15 protein-coding genes are annotated in these 15,532 nt (G+C 71.1%); 6 read left to right on the forward strand and 9 right to left on the reverse strand.

Going from position 1 to position 15,532, the window contains the following annotated elements; genetic code table 11:
• Positions 1-19 precede the first annotated feature (19 nt).
• From folK to AB0B50_RS14485, 5 genes are all read right to left on the reverse strand, one after another.
• Positions 20-631 carry a 2-amino-4-hydroxy-6-hydroxymethyldihydropteridine diphosphokinase gene (gene folK / locus AB0B50_RS14465; protein WP_362330212.1) on the reverse strand — a complete coding sequence of 204 codons (612 nt, stop codon included), beginning with the start codon at positions 629-631 and terminating at the stop codon, positions 20-22.
• The gene (gene folB, locus AB0B50_RS14470; RefSeq protein ID WP_362330215.1) at positions 628-987 is read right to left on the reverse strand and encodes a dihydroneopterin aldolase; all 360 of its coding nucleotides are present in this window, start codon (positions 985-987) and stop codon (positions 628-630) included. Before folB ends, folK begins: the two co-directional genes overlap by 4 nt.
• Before the next feature lie 224 nt (positions 988-1,211).
• Complete coding sequence (locus AB0B50_RS14475; protein WP_362330218.1) at positions 1,212-1,712, reverse strand: nuclear transport factor 2 family protein; 501 nt, start codon at positions 1,710-1,712, stop codon at positions 1,212-1,214.
• Positions 1,709-2,581 carry a dihydropteroate synthase gene (folP, locus tag AB0B50_RS14480; protein ID WP_362330221.1) on the reverse strand — a complete coding sequence of 291 codons (873 nt, stop codon included), beginning with the start codon at positions 2,579-2,581 and terminating at the stop codon, positions 1,709-1,711. The genes AB0B50_RS14475 and folP overlap by 4 nt, the downstream gene beginning before the upstream one ends.
• 30 nt (positions 2,582-2,611) lie before the next feature.
• The gene (locus AB0B50_RS14485) at positions 2,612-4,429 is read right to left on the reverse strand and encodes a phosphatidylglycerol lysyltransferase domain-containing protein (RefSeq protein WP_362330224.1); all 1,818 of its coding nucleotides are present in this window, start codon (positions 4,427-4,429) and stop codon (positions 2,612-2,614) included.
• Between the two features lie 306 nt (positions 4,430-4,735).
• On the opposite strand from AB0B50_RS14485, the gene AB0B50_RS14490 reads away from it, so the two are divergent.
• The gene (locus AB0B50_RS14490; RefSeq protein WP_362330227.1) at positions 4,736-5,857 is read left to right on the forward strand and encodes an alpha/beta hydrolase-fold protein; all 1,122 of its coding nucleotides are present in this window, start codon (positions 4,736-4,738) and stop codon (positions 5,855-5,857) included.
• 67 nt (positions 5,858-5,924) lie between these two features.
• Here AB0B50_RS14490 and AB0B50_RS14495 read toward each other — a convergent pair whose 3' ends face one another.
• Positions 5,925-7,082 carry a betaine/proline/choline family ABC transporter ATP-binding protein gene (locus AB0B50_RS14495; protein WP_362330230.1) on the reverse strand — a complete coding sequence of 386 codons (1,158 nt, stop codon included), beginning with the start codon at positions 7,080-7,082 and terminating at the stop codon, positions 5,925-5,927.
• A 158-nt stretch (positions 7,083-7,240) separates the two neighbouring features.
• On the opposite strand from AB0B50_RS14495, the gene AB0B50_RS14500 reads away from it, so the two are divergent.
• The 4 genes from AB0B50_RS14500 (at position 7,241) to AB0B50_RS14515 (ending at position 11,149) form a co-directional block, all read left to right on the forward strand.
• On the forward strand, positions 7,241-7,969 hold the full coding sequence (locus AB0B50_RS14500; protein ID WP_362330233.1) for an ABC transporter permease: 729 nt from the start codon (positions 7,241-7,243) through the stop codon (positions 7,967-7,969).
• Positions 7,966-8,646 carry an ABC transporter permease gene (locus AB0B50_RS14505; protein ID WP_362330238.1) on the forward strand — a complete coding sequence of 227 codons (681 nt, stop codon included), beginning with the start codon at positions 7,966-7,968 and terminating at the stop codon, positions 8,644-8,646. Before AB0B50_RS14500 ends, AB0B50_RS14505 begins: the two co-directional genes overlap by 4 nt.
• A 91-nt stretch (positions 8,647-8,737) precedes the next feature.
• Positions 8,738-9,715, forward strand: coding sequence for an ABC transporter substrate-binding protein (locus AB0B50_RS14510; protein ID WP_362330240.1), 978 nt, complete (start codon positions 8,738-8,740; stop codon positions 9,713-9,715).
• Positions 9,716-9,949: 234 nt separating this feature from the next.
• Positions 9,950-11,149 (forward strand): hypothetical protein, encoded by a 1,200-nt coding sequence (locus AB0B50_RS14515; protein ID WP_362330243.1) that lies wholly within the window; start codon positions 9,950-9,952, stop codon positions 11,147-11,149.
• A 112-nt stretch (positions 11,150-11,261) separates the two neighbouring features.
• On the opposite strand, the gene AB0B50_RS14520 is transcribed toward AB0B50_RS14515, so the two are convergent.
• Both AB0B50_RS14520 and AB0B50_RS14525 read right to left on the reverse strand, forming a co-directional pair.
• Positions 11,262-12,590, reverse strand: coding sequence for a PH domain-containing protein (locus AB0B50_RS14520; RefSeq protein ID WP_362330440.1), 1,329 nt, complete (start codon positions 12,588-12,590; stop codon positions 11,262-11,264).
• Positions 12,591-12,679: 89 nt separating this feature from the next.
• Complete coding sequence (locus tag AB0B50_RS14525; RefSeq protein WP_362330245.1) at positions 12,680-13,189, reverse strand: PH domain-containing protein; 510 nt, start codon at positions 13,187-13,189, stop codon at positions 12,680-12,682.
• Positions 13,190-13,256: 67 nt separating this feature from the next.
• On the opposite strand from AB0B50_RS14525, the gene AB0B50_RS14530 reads away from it, so the two are divergent.
• Positions 13,257-14,420, forward strand: coding sequence for an NADH-quinone oxidoreductase subunit D (locus AB0B50_RS14530; RefSeq protein ID WP_362330248.1), 1,164 nt, complete (start codon positions 13,257-13,259; stop codon positions 14,418-14,420).
• Here AB0B50_RS14530 and AB0B50_RS14535 read toward each other — a convergent pair.
• Complete coding sequence (locus AB0B50_RS14535; RefSeq protein ID WP_362330442.1) at positions 14,385-15,392, reverse strand: SAM-dependent methyltransferase; 1,008 nt, start codon at positions 15,390-15,392, stop codon at positions 14,385-14,387. The two genes, AB0B50_RS14530 and AB0B50_RS14535, sit on opposite strands and share 36 nt — an antisense overlap.
• Positions 15,393-15,532 lie beyond the last annotated feature (140 nt).

Genomic DNA, 15,532 nt, shown 5'->3' on the forward strand with positions numbered 1-15,532 from the left:
CGACCGCCTTCTCCAACGACTACTCCGGCAGCCGGAGTTCCAGGTCCGCGCGGGGAGCGACGCCGTCACGGGTGACCGTGTCGAGCAGCTGCGCCACCGGGCCGCGGCCGGTCAGCTGGGCCTCGGGCTCGACGTCGTGCCAGGGGGCGAGGACGAAGGCGCGCTCGTGCGCGCGCGGGTGGGGCAGGGTGAGCGTCGGGTCGTCGGAGACCACGTCGGCGTACGCCACGATGTCCACGTCGATCGTGCGCGGGCCCCAGCGCTCGTCGCGGACGCGGTGGAAGGCTTCCTCCACTGCCTGTGCGCGCTCCAGGAGCGAGGAGGGCGGCAGGGTCGTCTTCACCACGACGACCGCGTTGAAGTACGAGGGCTGGGAACCGGGTTCCACGCCCCACGGCTCGGTCTCGTACACCGGAGAGACGGCCTTGACCCGCAGGCCGGGGGTGTCCTCAAGGGCGTCGATGGCGCCCTGCAGCGTCTCCAGGCGGTTGCCGAGATTGCTGCCGAGGGAGATCACGGCGCGCTTGGGGTTGGACAGGGTCGTGTCCGCGGCGTCGACCTGCTCGACCACGGAGGTGGGCACCGGCTGGACGGTCGGGTCGCTCTGACCCGCTTTGAAGGGCGCAGTCATACTCGGCTCCGGGTGATGGTGACGGTCACATCGTCGAAGGGGACGGTGATCGGGGCGTCCGGCTTGTGCACGCACACCTCGACCTCCAGGACTCCGTCGTGCTTCAGACACGTCTGGGCGATGCGCTCGGCGAGCGTCTCGATCAGGTCGACGGGCTCGCCCTCGACGACGCCCACGACCTCCTCGGCCACGATTCCGTAGTGCACGGTCTTCGCCAGGTCGTCGTCGGCCGCGGCCGCTCGCGTGTCCAGACCAAGCACCAGGTCCACGATGAAGGTCTGGCCCTCTTCGCGCTCCCGCGGATAGACACCGTGGTGCCCGCGGGCCTTGAGGCCGCGCAGCGCGACACGATCCACGCGAATCACTCCTGCAATCGTCGGTATCGGCAGGCCTGCACCGAGTGCGGTCGGCACACCAGCCTCAATCGAATCTACCTGCGAGCACTGACAGTGCTCGCCCGCGGGGCCTGTCGGCCGCCGCGGCGCACGCCGGTCGAACCGCGTTCGCGCTGCGGCTCCTGGCTGGTAGCCGCCCATACCCGGCGGCCAGTGATCCCAACCACTTCCCAGGGCCTACCCACTCAGGAGGGTGTCTCGTCGCCCTCGTCGTCGTCGGTTTCGGCAAGCACGGGTGACGCGTGGTGCGACCACAGCTTCCATCCGTCGGATGTGCGGCGGAACACATTCGTGGCGACCACGAGCTGGCCCACGAGCGGGCCCAGCTCGCCGCCGCCCTCCGGGGGCGGGCCGCCGCTGAGGATGTTCTCGGTGCACGTGACGAGGGCCGTGTCGCCGGCCACGCCGACCTTCAGGTCGGTCAGGAAGAACTGGATGTACTCCGTGTTCGCCATGATCAGCGCGTACGACCTGAGGACCTCGCCGCGGCCGGTGAGGACCGGCCAGCCGGGGTGGACGCAGGAGATCGCGTCGCCCGTGGTCTCCTCGCCCTCGTCGTCGCCGGCGGTGTCCTCGGAGTCCATCCACAGGTCGGACACCTGGTCGAAGTCACCGCGTTCCAGAGCTTCGTAGAAGGCGGTGTTGGCGAGCTCGACCTGCTCGACGTCGGTCCTGGCCTCGGTCACCGGTGGCCGCCCGCCGCGTCCGTCACGGCCTGGGCGACACGGACCGCGTCGGCCGTCGCCCGCACCTCGTGCACACGGACCGCCCAGGCGCCCTGGTGGGCGGCGATGGCGGAGACGGCGGCGGTGGCGGCGTCGCGCTCGCGGGCGGGCGGCGGGGCGCCCTCGGGGCCCGCGAGGACCCGGCCGAGGAACCTCTTGCGGGAGGCGGCGACCAGGATCGGGTGGCCCAGCTCGCGCAGCCGGTCGAGGCGGGCGAGGAGCGCCAGGTCGTGCTCGGCCTCCTTGGAGAAGCCGAGGCCGGGGTCGACGACGATGCGCTCGGGGGCGATGCCGCCCTCGATGGCGGCCCGCACGCGCGCGTGGAGCTCGTCGACGACTTCGGAGACCACGTCCTCGTAGTGCGGCTCGGCGTGGATGTCGGTGAGGAAGCCGCGCCAGTGCATGACCACGAAGGGAGCTCCGGCGGCGGCGACCGCCGGGACCATGCGCGGGTCGGCGAGGCCGCCGCTGACGTCGTTGACGAGGACGGCGCCGGCGGCCAGGGCCTGCTCGGCGACGGTGGCGCGCATGGTGTCCACGGAGACCGTGACGCCCTCGGCGGCCAGGCCCCGCACGACGGGCACGACGCGGCGGAGTTCCTCGCCCTCGTCCACGCGGGACGCGCCGGGGCGGGTGGACTCGCCGCCGACGTCGACGAGGTCGGCGCCCTGGGCGACCAGGTCGACGCCGTGCTTGACGGCGGCCGTCGTGTCGAACCAGCGGCCGCCGTCGGAGAAGGAGTCCGGCGTCACGTTCACGACGCCCATGACCGCACAGCGGTCCCACTCCGGCAGCCCCTGGACCGATCCCCGCCCGCGCAACGTACTCATGCCTCCAGCGTAGGCCTGAAAGAGGCGTCGTTACGCCGCCTGGACCTCGCGCTCCGCCGCCTGGTGCGGGCAGGGGCGGCGCTGGGGGGTGCCCCTGCGCAGGAAGCGCGGCAGCGCGAGCGTGACGAAGCCCTCGGCCTGCATGGCGGCGAAGCCGATGCGGGGCAGGTCCTTGCTGGAGCGGTAGACGACGAAGCGGGGCTCCCAGCGGGGGCGGAACTTCGCGTTGAACTTGTACAGGGACTCGATCTGGAACCAGCGGGACAGGAAGACAAGCAGGCCGCGCCAGGCGCGCAGGACCGGGCCCGCGCCGATCTTCTCGCCGCGGGCGAGGGCCGCGCGGAACATCGCGAAGTTGAGGGACACGCGCGCGATGCCGAGCTTCGGGGCGGCCTGCAGGGCGGCGACGATCAGCAGCTCGTTCATGCCGGGGTCGGCCGAGCGGTCGCGGCGCATGAGGTCCAGGGAGACGCCGTCCTTGCCCCAGGGGACGAAGTGCAGGACGGCCTTCAGGTCGCCGTAGGCACCCGGCTCCTCGTCGGCCTTGTGGGCGGTGGCGATCAGACAGTCGCCGTCGTTCGGGTCGCCGATGCGGCCGAGCGCCATGGAGAAGCCGCGCTCGGTGTCGGTGCCGCGCCAGTCGTCCGCGGCGCGCTGGATCTTGGCGAGCTCCTGCTCACCGAGGTCACGGATGCGCCGTACGCGCGTCTCGTAGCCATTGCGCTCGATCCGCTTGACCATCTGGCGTACGTTGCGCATCGCACGCCCGGACAGGGAGAAATCCGCGACGTCCACCACCGCCTCGTCGCCCAGTTCGAGGGCGTCGAGGCCGGTCTCGCGGGTCCAGACTTCGCCGCCCGTCTCGGAGCAGCCCATGACGGCGGGTGTCCAGGAGTGCAGCTTGGCCTCGTCCATGAAGCGCTCGATCGCGCCGGGCCAGGCCTCGACGTCGCCGATCGGGTCGCCGCTGGCGAGCATCACTCCGGAGACGACGCGGTAGGTGACGGCGGCCTTGCCGCTGGGGGAGAAGACGACGCCCTTGTCGCGGCGGAGCGCGAAGTGGCCCAGCGAGTCGCGGCCGCCGTGCTTGTCGAGCAGCGCGCGCAGCTTGGTCTCGTCGTCCTCGGTGAGGCGCGCGGCCGGGTGCTCGGGGCGGAAGGCCAGGTAAATGGTGGTGAGCGCGGTCAGCATGCCGAGGGCGCCGAGGGAGAAACCAACCGTCCAGGATGTGCGTCCGTAGTAGTCGACGGGCCCTTCGAAGCCGAAGAGTCCGTACAGGACGTGCTCCAGGCGCTCCGTGATGCTCGGGTCCCCGATGACCTTCCCGGGGTGGACGCTGACGATCACCAGGCCCAGGACGATCGAACCGGCTCCGAGGAGGACGAAGTTGGCCAGCGCGCGCCAGCGGCTGCGCGGATCGGGCAGCGCCGTGAACTCACTCCGATGGCGCAACAGCAGCGCCAGGAGCGCGAGGGAGATCACGACACCGATGACCGAGTGCCGGTACGCGAACTGCGCCACGGCACCCGCGGGGAGCAGCACCACGGCGGCCCGCCAGGCCCGCCGCTTGTTGCGGCGCAGGCCGTGCGCGAGCAGGAGCAGCAGGATGCCCGAGCTGAGCGCGAGGGCGGCCGCGAAGGGGCCGAGCGCGCCGGGCAGGACCTCGGCGATGGCGTGCATGCGGCTGTGCCGGAAGCGGGGGAAGACACCTGCCGCTACATTCAGCAGGCCGACGAGGGCGCAGGCTCTGGCGACGAGGGTCGGTACGGCCTCGGGGCGCGGACCGCGCAGTACCCGGCGGATCCGGCCACCGTGGCGGTCCTCACTGTCCGGAACCCCACCCGACATTTCCCCATCTATCCTGACAGACATCGCATCCCGTAGTTCTGCGAGAGAGCTTTAATCCGGTGCCAAAACGGCATCCGGCACCATTGCGCCCTCTAGGACGGTCCTTCAGGGGAACGGGTTCATTCCCGACCGGAAACGGCTGGAAAAGCTCAGGCAAGGCCGCCGACCCAGGCCGGCGAAGCTCCGGCTCGGTCCGGTCACGCCGCGGCAGACCCCGGCGAAGACAGGCGCCGCGGCGACCCCCGGCAAAGGCAGACGCCGCGGCAACCCCCGGCAAAGTGTAGAAAGCGCAGGCAGGAACACCCCATGGGACTCACGAGCAACAAGGTCCTCGCCCTTGCGGTCTTGCTGGCCGTACTGCTCTTCGTCGGCACCATCTGGCTCTGGCCGCGGCTCGCCCGACGCAGCTGGAAGGCGATCACGGGCCGTATCGGGCTGCTCATCGCCACCCAGATAGCCATCTTCGCCTCGGTGGGTCTCGCCACCAACCAGGCCTTCGGCTTCTACGCCACGTGGGCCGACCTCTTCGGCCAGGAGACCGCCCCCGGAGTGGTGGTGGACCACGATCCGGCCAAAGGAGGATCAGGGCCCGTCAAGGTCGTCGACACCCAGACCGTGAACGTGCCCGGCGGCGGTCGGCCCGCCACCGGCGGCCAGATCCAGAAGATCGAGGTCGGCGGAAAGGAGTCGAAAATAGGCAGCCCCGCCTACGTCTACCTGCCGCCCGAGTACTTCCAGCCCCAGTACAAGAACCGCAAGTTCCCCGCGTCCGTGGTCCTCACCGGCTACCCGGGCACCGCCGAGGCGCTCATCAAGGGCCTGCACTACCCGCAGACCGCCCACCGGCAGGCCGCCGACGGCACGATGCAGCCGATGATCCTGATCATGATGCGGCCGACCGTGGCGCCGCCGCGCGACACCGAGTGCGTGGACATCCCCGGCGGCCCGCAGACCGAGACCTTCTTCGCCAAGGACCTGCCGGGCGCGATATCGCAGCACTACAGGGTGGGCACCAAGGCCGAGAACTGGGGCATCATCGGCGACTCCACGGGCGGCTACTGCGCCCTGAAGCTCGCCGTGCACCACCCGGACAAGTACGGCGCGGGAGCGGGCCTTTCCGCGTACTACAAGGCGCCGATCGACGTCACCACCGGTGATCTCTTCCACGGCGACAAGGAGTTGGAGCGGCGCGCCGACCTGATGTGGTACCTCGACCACATGCCGGCGCCCAAGACGTCCCTCCTGGTGACCAGCAGCAAGCAGGGCGAGGACAACTACCACGACACCTTGAAGTTCATCGACAAGGTGAAGTCGCCCACGCGCGTCTCGTCCATCACGCTCGACAGCGGTGGGCACAACTTCAACACCTGGCGCAGGGAGATCCCCGCGACGCTGCAGTGGATCAGCGGGCGGCTGAGCGACAGCTGAGCACTGCTCGGCGGCGCGCGAAGGCTCAGGGCGTGCCGTTGGCCGCTCAGGGCGTGCCGATGGTCGCTCAGGGCGTGCCGATAGCTGCGACCGTCTCCAACTCGACCTCTTCGCGCGCGATGTCGCGCGCGTCCGCCGCCGTGGAGCGGCGCAGCGCCTCGTGCAGCCGGGCCGGGGTCAGCACGCCCAGGAAGCGGCCCTCGCTGTCCTTGTCGATGACCGCGATCCAACCCGCGTCGTGCTGCAGCATCGTCGCGAACGCCTGCTTGAGGCTCGCGCCGACCGGGAGCCACGCCTCCATGCGGCGGGCGTGCTCGCGGACCGTGCCGCTGCCCACGCGCGCGTGCTCGGCGGAGAGCCAGCCGTGCAGGTTGTTCTCGCCGTCCAGGACGACGGCCCAGCGGGCGTCGAGTTCCCTGGGCAGCGGGTCGTCGAGGTGCACCACGGGTGGCTGTTCCAGGTCGCCCTCCTCGATCGGGGTCACCGAGAGGCGCTTCAGGCCGCGGTCCGCGCCGACGAAGTCGGCCACGTAGTCGTTGGCGGGGGCGCCGAGGACCGTCGAGGGGGTGTCGAACTGCTCGATGCGGCCGTGGCCGTAGACGGCGATGCGGTCGCCGAGGCGGACGGCCTCCTCGATGTCGTGCGTGACGAAGAGCACGGTCTTGCGCACTGCCTGCTGGAGGCGGAGGAACTCGTTCTGGAGGTGCTCGCGCACGACCGGGTCGACCGCGCCGAACGGCTCGTCCATCAGGAGCACCGGCGGATCGGCCGCGAGGGCGCGGGCCACGCCGACGCGCTGGCGCTGGCCGCCGGAGAGCTGTTCGGGATAGCGGTCGCCGAAGACGGCGGGGTCGAGGCCGACCAGGTCGAGGAGTTCGGCGGCGCGCTCGCGGGCCTTGCCGCGTTTGACGCCGAGGAGATGCGGGACGGTCGCCGTGTTCTCGATCACTGTTTTGTGCGGGAAGAGGCCGACCTGCTGGATGACATAGCCGATGCGGCGCCGGAGTTGGACCGGATCGATTCCGGATATGTCGTCGCCGTCGACGAATATCCGTCCTTCGCTCGGCTCGATGAGCCGGTTCACCATTTTCATCGTCGTCGTCTTGCCGCAGCCCGACGGGCCGACGAGCGTGACCAGTTCACCCTCGGCGACCTCGAAGGACAGATCGTCGACGGCTGTGGTGCCGTCCGCGTAGCGCTTGGTGACGTGCTCGAACCGGATCATGGTTCCCCATTGTGGAGGGTGGCGGCGGGCTTTGCGTGAAGGCCATGTTGCGGCAATACAACGAGTCTCGGCGATTGTCAGTGCCGCGCGTTAGGGTCGCCAGACACGGGGGGACGTGTGTGCGGCATACGTCCGGGGATTCGGGGGAGGTGGGGCGCGTGGCCGAGCAGAACTGTCTGGTGACGAACGACTGGATCTGCGGGGAATATCTCCGCACCCGCAGCCAGGAGTTGATCGACGCGACCCTTCAGCATGTCGGGATCACGGTCGCCGCCGTGGCGATAGGCGTCGCCGTGTCCCTGCCGCTCGCGCTGCTCGCGCGGCGCTGGCGCTTCCTCGCGGGACCGATCCTCGGCGTGACGACCGTGCTCTACTCGGTCCCCTCGCTGGCGATGTTCTCGCTGCTCCTGCCCTTCTTCGGACTCTCGGTCTCCCTGGTCGTCACAGGCCTCGTGCTGTACTCCCTCACGGTCCTCGTGCGGAACATCCTGGCCGGCCTCCAGGCCGTCCCCGAAGAGGCCAGAGACGCCGCCAAGGGGATGGGGTACGGCCCGCTGAGACTCCTGTGGGAGGTGGAACTGCCGCTCGCGCTGCCCGCGTTGCTGGCCGGTGTCCGCATCACCACGGTCTCCACGGTCGCGCTGACCACCGTCGGCGCCATCGTGGACTACGGCGGCCTCGGCACCCTCATCCTCGACGGCCTCGACACGACCTTCCGGGCCCAGGTGCTCACGGCATCGGTCCTGTGCGTGCTCCTCGCCGTCGTCGCCGACCTGCTGCTCCTCGGCCTCCAGCGCTGGCTGACCCCATGGACGAGAGCCCATCGAATACGGACGAACCGTGCGTCGCGCAAGGCGGCCGTGGCCAAGGTGGCTGAACCTGCATGAACGCGATCACCGGTGCGTGGGAGTGGCTGACCACGAGTGCCAACTGGCAGGGCGAGAAGGGGGTGTGGCACCGCCTCGCCGAGCATCTGTACTTCAGCGGGGTCTGTCTGGCCATCGCCTGCGTGATCGCACTGCCCCTCGCGCTCTACCTCGGCCACATCGGCAAGGGCGGCGCTCTCGCGGTCAACATCTCCAACGTCGGTCGCGCGGTGCCCACCCTGGCCCTGCTGATCCTGCTCACGCTCACACCGCTCGGCGAGCAGGGCGACGCTCCGACGCTGATCGCCCTGGTGCTGTTCGCGGTGCCGCCGCTGCTGACCAACGCCTACCTCGGGATGCGCGAGGTGGACAGGGCGGTGGTGGAGGCCGCGCGCGGGATGGGCATGAGCGGCGGCCAGTTGTTCGCGCGGGTCGAGCTGCCGCTCGCGTACCCGCTGATCATGACGGGTGTCCGGTCCGCCGGTGTACAGGTCGTCGCGACGGCCACGCTCGCCGCGATGGCGGGCGAGGGCGGCCTCGGCCGGATCATCACGGCCGGGTTCAACCTGCAGAACACGCACCAAGTGGTCGCGGGCGCCGTCCTGGTGGCGCTGCTCGCGCTGCTCGTGGAGGGCGTGCTGGTGCTGGCGGGGCGGGTCTTCGACCCGATGAGGCGCCGGAGCGGCGCGGTCCGGTGAGCGCGGCGGTCGGCCGGGCGCGGTGCAGTGGGTCCGGCCGGGGGCGGCGCAGTGAGTTCTGATTCCTTCCTTTCGAAATGGTGGTTCACCGATGAACAGCACAACGCGTCGCGCGCGACGGATGGCAGGGGCGGCCGCGGCCGTCGTGGCGCTGACCGCGGGGCTCGCCGCGTGTGGCGGGGACAGCCTGGAGGACGACGGCAAGGGGTCGGACAAGGCGGGCGGCGACAAGAAGGGTTCGCTCGTGGTGGGTTCCGCGCGGTTCACCGAGCAGAAGGTTCTCGCCGAGCTCTATGCGGGCGTCCTGGAGGACGCCGGTTATGACGCGCAGGTCAAGACCGTGCAGAACCGCGAGATCTACAAGCCGGAGCTGAAGAAGGGCTCGATCGACATAGCGCCCGAATACGCGGCGACCCTCGCGGAATTCCTCAACCTGGAGAAGAACGGCCCGAAGGCGAAGCCGGTCGCCTCCAGTGATCTCGACGCCACGGTGAGCGCTCTGGAGAAGCTCGCGAAGCCGCAGGGTCTGAAGGTTCTCCCGGCGGGCAAGGCGGTCGACCAGAACGCGTTCGCGGTCTCCAAGGAATACGCCGAGGAGCACAAGCTCAAGACGCTCTCGGATCTCGGAAAGTCCGGTGAGAAGGTCAAGATCGCGGCGGGCGACGAATGCGAGACGCGGCCCTTCTGCGCGCCGGGTCTGAAGAAGAAGTACGGCATCGACGTCGCCGGAATCGACCCCAAGGGCGTCGGCACCACGCAGTCCAAGCAGGCCGTCAAGAACGGCACGGACCAATTGGTGCTGACCACGACGACCGACGCGACGCTGAAGAACTTCGACCTCGTGATCCTCGAGGACGACAAGAAGCTGCAGAACGCGGACAACATCCTCCCTGTGGTGAACGCCGATGAGGCGGGCGACAAGGAGATAGCCGACGCGCTCGGGAAGCTGACCGAGACGCTCACGACGGAAGACCTCATCGAACTCAACCGGAAGGTCGACGAGGAGCGTCAGAAGGAAGCGGATGTCGCGAGGGAGTATCTGGAGTCGAAGGGCCTGATCAAGAAGTAGGACACAAGCGGATCAGAGCCGGATCAGAGCCGGATCAGAGCCGGATCAGAGCCGGATCCGGCGGCGATCGGAAGTTGATCATGAAGTCCGGGAGAAGTTTCGCGGGCGAAGCGGAAGTTGAGCGCTGAAGCAAAGCGGAGGAGGGGTGGGGAGTTGTGGCGAGTTACGGTTGTGGCACCTGCTTTTTGGTGGGCGGGGCACCAGACTTCGCCTACGCGCGGTAAGTTTCTGGCCATGCCACGTGGACGTCACCGCCATTCCCCACCCCTGCACAGGCTGCTTCCCCCCTCGACGGTCGCAGGCGTCTCAGTTCTCTGCGCCGGCGGCGCCTGGATGTTTGCGGAACCGGTCGTGCTCCGCGGGCTCGTCGCGGCCGCGGCCGCCGCTGCCGTCGTCGGCTCGGTCGTCATGCGCCGCTGGGACCAGGCGGCCGGCAAGCGCGTCGCCGAGCTGGTCCGCGCCCGCGCGAGCGACGAGTGGCGCTTCGAGGAACGGATAGCCGAGGCCGAGTCCGACCTCGAGGAGTCCCGCGAGCTGCGGGGCAAGCTGGAGACGAAGCTGCGCGCCAAGCGGTCCGAGCTGGCCGCGCTGCGCAATGAACACGCAGCGCTCCTGCGGCGGTACGCCACCGCGGAGACCGAGCGGGCCAGCGCCCTCGAAGGGCGGCGGCTGCTCGCCATAGAGGCGTCGTCGACGGCGCCCGCGCTGCCGGCCGCGGACGCGGGTACCGGCGCCGAGGACCTGGTCCCCGCGGTGCGAGCCGGTGCCCCGGCGGGCAAGTCCCGTACGGAGAAGCCGCGTACGGAGAAGCCGCGTACGGAGGACTCGGGTACGGAGGACTCGCGTACGGAGAAGCCGCGCGCGGAGAAGCCCCGTACGGAGATGCCGGACAAGCCGGAGAACACGCAGAGCCCCGCGGGTGCCGAGACGCCCCGCCCCTCCGCGCGGCCGGGCGCGAGCCCCACGCCGTCGCTCTTCCTGCGGGCCAACGCGGCACTCGACCGCATGACCCCACAAGCCCCGTCGGCCCCGCGAGTTCCGCAGACCCGGCAAGCGGCGGTCGCGGCGGGGGCGGAAGCGGAGGACGAGTCGCGGGGGAAGCCCGGGGCGGCCGATGGGTACGGCGGGCACGAGCGCGCGGTCGCCGTCGCGCCGCCCGCGCAGGCACGACGCCCGGTGCCCCAGGGCGGCTTCGACTTCTTCGGCACGAAGAGCCTGGCGCCCGCGGCGCTGGAGTCCGTGCAGAACGAGGACCTCGCCGACGTGGTGGGCGAGGAGGCACTCGCCGTCCACAAGGCCGAGGCCGAGGCGGAGTTCAGGGACGCGTCCGAGGACGACGCGGCGCGGGGCGTGGGCCAGGTCATCGACCTGACGGCCCATGACGAGACGGAACAGATCGACGTGGCGGAGCTGCGGACGGCCCTGCGGGCGTAGCGCTCCGCTGGGTGGGGCGGTTCGGGGCCGTCTGGAACCTGCGGGTTCGCTGTGGCTGGTCGCGCGGTTCCCCGCGCCCCTTACGGGGCGCCTCCTCGTGCTCCGTAAGGGGCTACGAAGCCATCCACCGCTCCGGTACCGCCTCCCTGCGCCCCGTGCGGGAGCGGTCCGCCTGGGAGTGGAGCAGGGCCGCCGCCTCGTCCGCGGGGCGCAGGCGGGCCGTCACCGTCTTGTTGGCGCCCGTGTGCACGCGGACGTCGGCCACGTCCTTGTACCGCTCCCAGGGCCCCTGGGAGAGCTGCACGCTCTGTACCTTGGCGTGCGGCACCAGGGAGAGGCGGCGCTTGAGCCGGCCGTGGCGCGCGGCGAAGACCGCGTCCGTGACCGCGAGGCCGTACCCCTTCCACCAGAGCGGCACGCACCACGCCGCGCGCGCGGGCGGCCGCACCAGCTCGGCCGCGTCCGGCACGCGCACGCCCGGCAGGACCCGGCCGATCACCGCCTCCGCGTGCTCCCGGGGAGCGACCGGCACCAGGACGCTGTTGGAGGAGCCCGCCACGTCCAGCTCGACCCGCACCCAGCCGTGCCGCCGCCACAGCATCGGCTGGACGATGTGCACGGTCTGCACCCGGCCCGGCGGCACCGTCTCATGGGCCTTGTCGAGCAGCCCGTGGTCGATGCGGAGGCCGTCCGGGGATTCGCCCACCGTCCAGTCGTACTCCTTGATGAAGCGCCCGCCGCTGCTCGCGAACGCGCCGCCCAGCATGGGCAGGGCGGTCGCGAGGACCGTCCACAGGTTGTGCGTGGCGAACCACAGGAAGGTCGGCACCACGGTCGCGGCGACGAGCATCGCCCAGGGCGCGCCGGTCAGCATCAGGGAGACGGCGAGCATGCGCGGCTGTACGTGCAGCAGGTTCCGCACGGGGGCCTCGCCGACCTCGCGTGCCTCCTCGGGGGCGAAGCCGGCCGCCCGCGCGAGGAGTTCGGCCCGCAGCTCGGATGCCTCCCGCTCACCGAGGTAGGCCAGCTCGTCCTTGTCCTCCGTCCCGATGACGTCCAGCTTGAGCTTGGCGACGCCCACGATGCGGGCCAGCAGGGGCCGCGTCACGTCGACGGCCTGGAGCCGGTCGAGCCGGATGTGGGCGGTACGGCGGAAGAACAGGCCGGTGCGGATGCGCAGTTCGGTGTCGGTGACCGAGAAGTGCGTGAACCACCAGCTGAGGAAGCCGTAGAGGGCGCCGCCGATGATCACCGCCGCGCTGCCCAGGAGCAGGGTGGCGGCGGTCAGTTCGGAGAGGCGCTGCTGTGTGCCGTTCGGGTCGTGGACGGCCCAGCCCACCAGGATCGCAAAGGGCGCCCAGGCGCGGCGCAGGGGCGTGACGGGGTGCAGCCGCCGCTCGTGCGCCACGCCGCCGTCCGCCGTGCCGCTGCCGTCCGCCACGCTGCCGTCCGCCGTGCCGCTTCCGCCGCCCTCCACCGGGCCGCCGCCGTCGGAGATCTCGTGTACGTCGTCCACGGACCGCTCGCCGTTCACAGCCCCGCCGATCGTGCCTCGCCGAGTTCGGTCAGGCGGTCGCGCAGCCGCTCCGCCTCCTCGGGGAGCAGCCCGGGGATGCACGCGTCGGTCGCCGCCGCCGCGGTGTGCAGTTGCACGCTCGCAAGCCCGAAGTGCCGCTCCACGGGGCCCGATGTCACCTCGACGAGCTGCATGCGGCCGTACGGCACGACGGTCTCCTCGCGCCAGAGCACGCCCCGGCTGATGAGCAGGTCGTCGGCGCGCTCGGCATACCGCCACGAGCGCCAGTTGCGGCCCAGCATCGGCCAGCCCCACGCCACGAAGGCGAGCGGCACCGCGGCGAAGGCCGCCCAGGCGGGTCCCGCGAAGAGGCCGAGCAGCACGCCGACGGCCACCGCGAGCGGCACCAGCCAGACCACGAGAAGGAGCCGCCGCATCTTGAGCAGCCCTCGTGGCAGACCGGTCCACACCGGCTCCGTCCGTGCCCCCGCCGGTCCTGCGGGCCCCACCGTCCCCGATTCCATGCCTCAAGCCTACGTACGACCTCCGACAGCCGCGTACGGACGAGAGCGCGTGCGAGAGACTGTGCCCATGAGTCCCACGACGGAGACCACCACGGAGACCACGCTCGGCATCGGCGGAGCGGCCGAGAGCACCGACATGGTGCTCAACATCGGCCCTCAGCACCCGTCCACGCACGGCGTGCTCCGCCTGCGCCTCGTCCTGGACGGCGAGCGGATCCAGCACGCGGAGCCGGTCATCGGCTATATGCACCGCGGTGCGGAGAAGCTCTTCGAGGCGCGGGACTACCGGCAGATCGTGATGCTGGCCAACCGCCACGACTGGCTGTCGGCGTTCTCGAACGAGCTGGGCGTCGTGATGGCCGTGGAGCGGATGCTCGGCATGGAGGTCCCCGAGCGTGCCGTGTGGATGCGCACGCTGCTCGCCGAGCTGAACCGCGTACTCAACCACCTGATGTTCCTCGGGTCGTACCCCCTCGAACTGGGCGGAATCACCCCGGTGTTCCATGCGTTCCGCGAGCGCGAGGAACTCCAGAACGTGATGGAGGAGATCTCCGGCGGCCGCATGCACTACATGTTCAACCGCGTCGGCGGCCTCAAGGAGGACCTGCCCGCGGGATGGGCTTCACGCGCGCGTGCGGCGGTCGCCTCGGTGCGCTCGCGCATGGACGTGTACGACCGTCTGGTGCTCGGCAACGAGATCTTCCGGGGCCGCACACGCGGCGTCGGCGTCCTCACGCCCGAGGCGGTGCATGCCTACGGAGTGAGCGGTCCCATCGCCCGCGCCTCCGGAGTCGACTTCGACCTGCGCCGCGACGAGCCGTATCTCGCGTACGCCGAACTCCAGGACACCCTGAAGGTCGTCACGCGCGAGGAGGGCGACTGCCTGGCCCGCTTCGAGTGCCTCCTGGAGCAGACCCACAACGCCCTCGACCTCGCCGACGCCTGCCTGGACCGGCTCGCCGACCTGCCGCAGGGGCCGATCAACCAGCGCCTCCCGAAGGTCCTCAAGGCGCCCGAGGGGCACACGTACGCGTGGACCGAGAACCCCCTCGGCATCAACGGCTACTACCTGGTCAGCAAGGGCGAGAAGACCCCGTACCGCCTGAAGCTGCGCTCCGCCTCGTACAACAACATCCAGGCGCTGACCGAGCTGCTGCCCGGCCAGCTGGTCGCGGACATGGTGGCGATCCTGGGGTCACTGTTCTTCGTGGTCGGGGACATCGACAAGTAGGTCCGCGTCGAGGAGCAGGGCCGCGTCGAGGCCCGCGCCGACGGGCTGCAGCAGCCACCCGAAGTCCCCGAGCCCGCCGGGCGCGGTGAGTTCGGCGGCTTCTCCCGCGCGCGCGAGGGCGCGTACGTACGCCGTCGGGTCGCTGGAGGCCAGGGACAGCGGCGGGCGGCCGCCGCTCACGCCCAGCGCCCCGAGGGCCGCCCGCTGGGTGAGCAGCAGGGCGCCCTCCTGCGGGCAGGCGGCAGCGCAGGCGTCCAGCGCCACATGGGCCGTGATGTCACAGCTGCCGTCCGGCACCGGCGCCGTCTCGCGGCCCGCCCTGAAGCCCGTCAGCGTCCCGAACGGCGGGCGTCCTTCCCGGGAGTGGGCGTAGTCGACGGCGACCGCGAGGCCGCGCGTGAGGGACGCTGCGGCCGCCGCCCACGCCTCGTCCCGGGGGCGCCCGATCTCGGCGCGCAGCCCCGGCTCGGCGTCCGTCGGCCACCAGCGGGCCAGCCACTCGGCGTCCGGCCCTTCGACGGGACCGCCCGGCGACTCGGTGCCGTCCTCGCGTACGAGCACATGGCGCGGTGTTCCGTCGGCGGCCGCCTCGGCGATGTCCAAGGGGACGTTGTCCAGCCACTCGTTGGCGAAGAGCAGACCCGTGACGCCGCCCGGGGGCGTGGCCCGCCACTCGATGCGCGCGTCGAGGCCCGCGGGGCGCTCCGCGCGCTCGACCGCGTACGCACGCACGCGTGCCGCCACGTCGTGCGGGAGCGCGGCCAGGACGCCCGCGGTCAGCTCGCCGCGGCCCGCGCCCATGTCCACGAAGGCCAGTTCGGCGGGGTGGCCGAGCGCGGCGTCCAGGCGGCGCAGGAGCAGTGCCACCGCGCCCGCGTAGAGGGGCGAGGCGTGCACGGAAGTGCGGAAGTGCCCGGCAGGTCCCTCGGGGCTGCGGTAGAAGCCGTCAGGGCCGTACAGAGCGGTCTCCATGGCCTCGCGCCAGCCGCGCGGGGCGCCCCGTCGGGCCCTCTGATCGTCGTTCGTCACAGCCTGCAGGCTAAGCGGGCCTCCACCTTGGGGAGTACATGTGCTCGATACGGATCGCACCTCCGGTTGACCCCGGGGCACCG

It is taken from the genome of Streptomyces sp. NPDC041068, from assembly GCF_040647455.1.
GTDB lineage: Bacteria > Actinomycetota > Actinomycetes > Streptomycetales > Streptomycetaceae > Streptomyces.

Bases quoted from the DNA above. Each gene is read 5' to 3' on its own strand.
- AB0B50_RS14505 (WP_362330238.1), top strand. From the start codon at position 7,966: ATGAACGCGATCACCGGTGCGTGGGAGTGGCTGACCACGAGTGCCAAC.
- folK (WP_362330212.1), bottom strand. From the start codon at position 631: ATGACTGCGCCCTTCAAAGCGGGTCAGAGCGACCCGACCGTCCAGCCG.
- AB0B50_RS14495 (WP_362330230.1), bottom strand. From the start codon at position 7,082: ATGATCCGGTTCGAGCACGTCACCAAGCGCTACGCGGACGGCACCACA.
- AB0B50_RS14485 (WP_362330224.1), bottom strand. From the start codon at position 4,429: ATGTCGGGTGGGGTTCCGGACAGTGAGGACCGCCACGGTGGCCGGATC.
- AB0B50_RS14515 (WP_362330243.1), top strand. From the start codon at position 9,950: ATGCCACGTGGACGTCACCGCCATTCCCCACCCCTGCACAGGCTGCTT.
- AB0B50_RS14530 (WP_362330248.1), top strand. From the start codon at position 13,257: ATGAGTCCCACGACGGAGACCACCACGGAGACCACGCTCGGCATCGGC.
- AB0B50_RS14490 (WP_362330227.1), top strand. From the start codon at position 4,736: ATGGGACTCACGAGCAACAAGGTCCTCGCCCTTGCGGTCTTGCTGGCC.
- AB0B50_RS14510 (WP_362330240.1), top strand. From the start codon at position 8,738: ATGAACAGCACAACGCGTCGCGCGCGACGGATGGCAGGGGCGGCCGCG.
- folP (WP_362330221.1), bottom strand. From the start codon at position 2,581: ATGAGTACGTTGCGCGGGCGGGGATCGGTCCAGGGGCTGCCGGAGTGG.
- AB0B50_RS14525 (WP_362330245.1), bottom strand. From the start codon at position 13,189: ATGGAATCGGGGACGGTGGGGCCCGCAGGACCGGCGGGGGCACGGACG.
- AB0B50_RS14535 (WP_362330442.1), bottom strand. From the start codon at position 15,392: ATGGAGACCGCTCTGTACGGCCCTGACGGCTTCTACCGCAGCCCCGAG.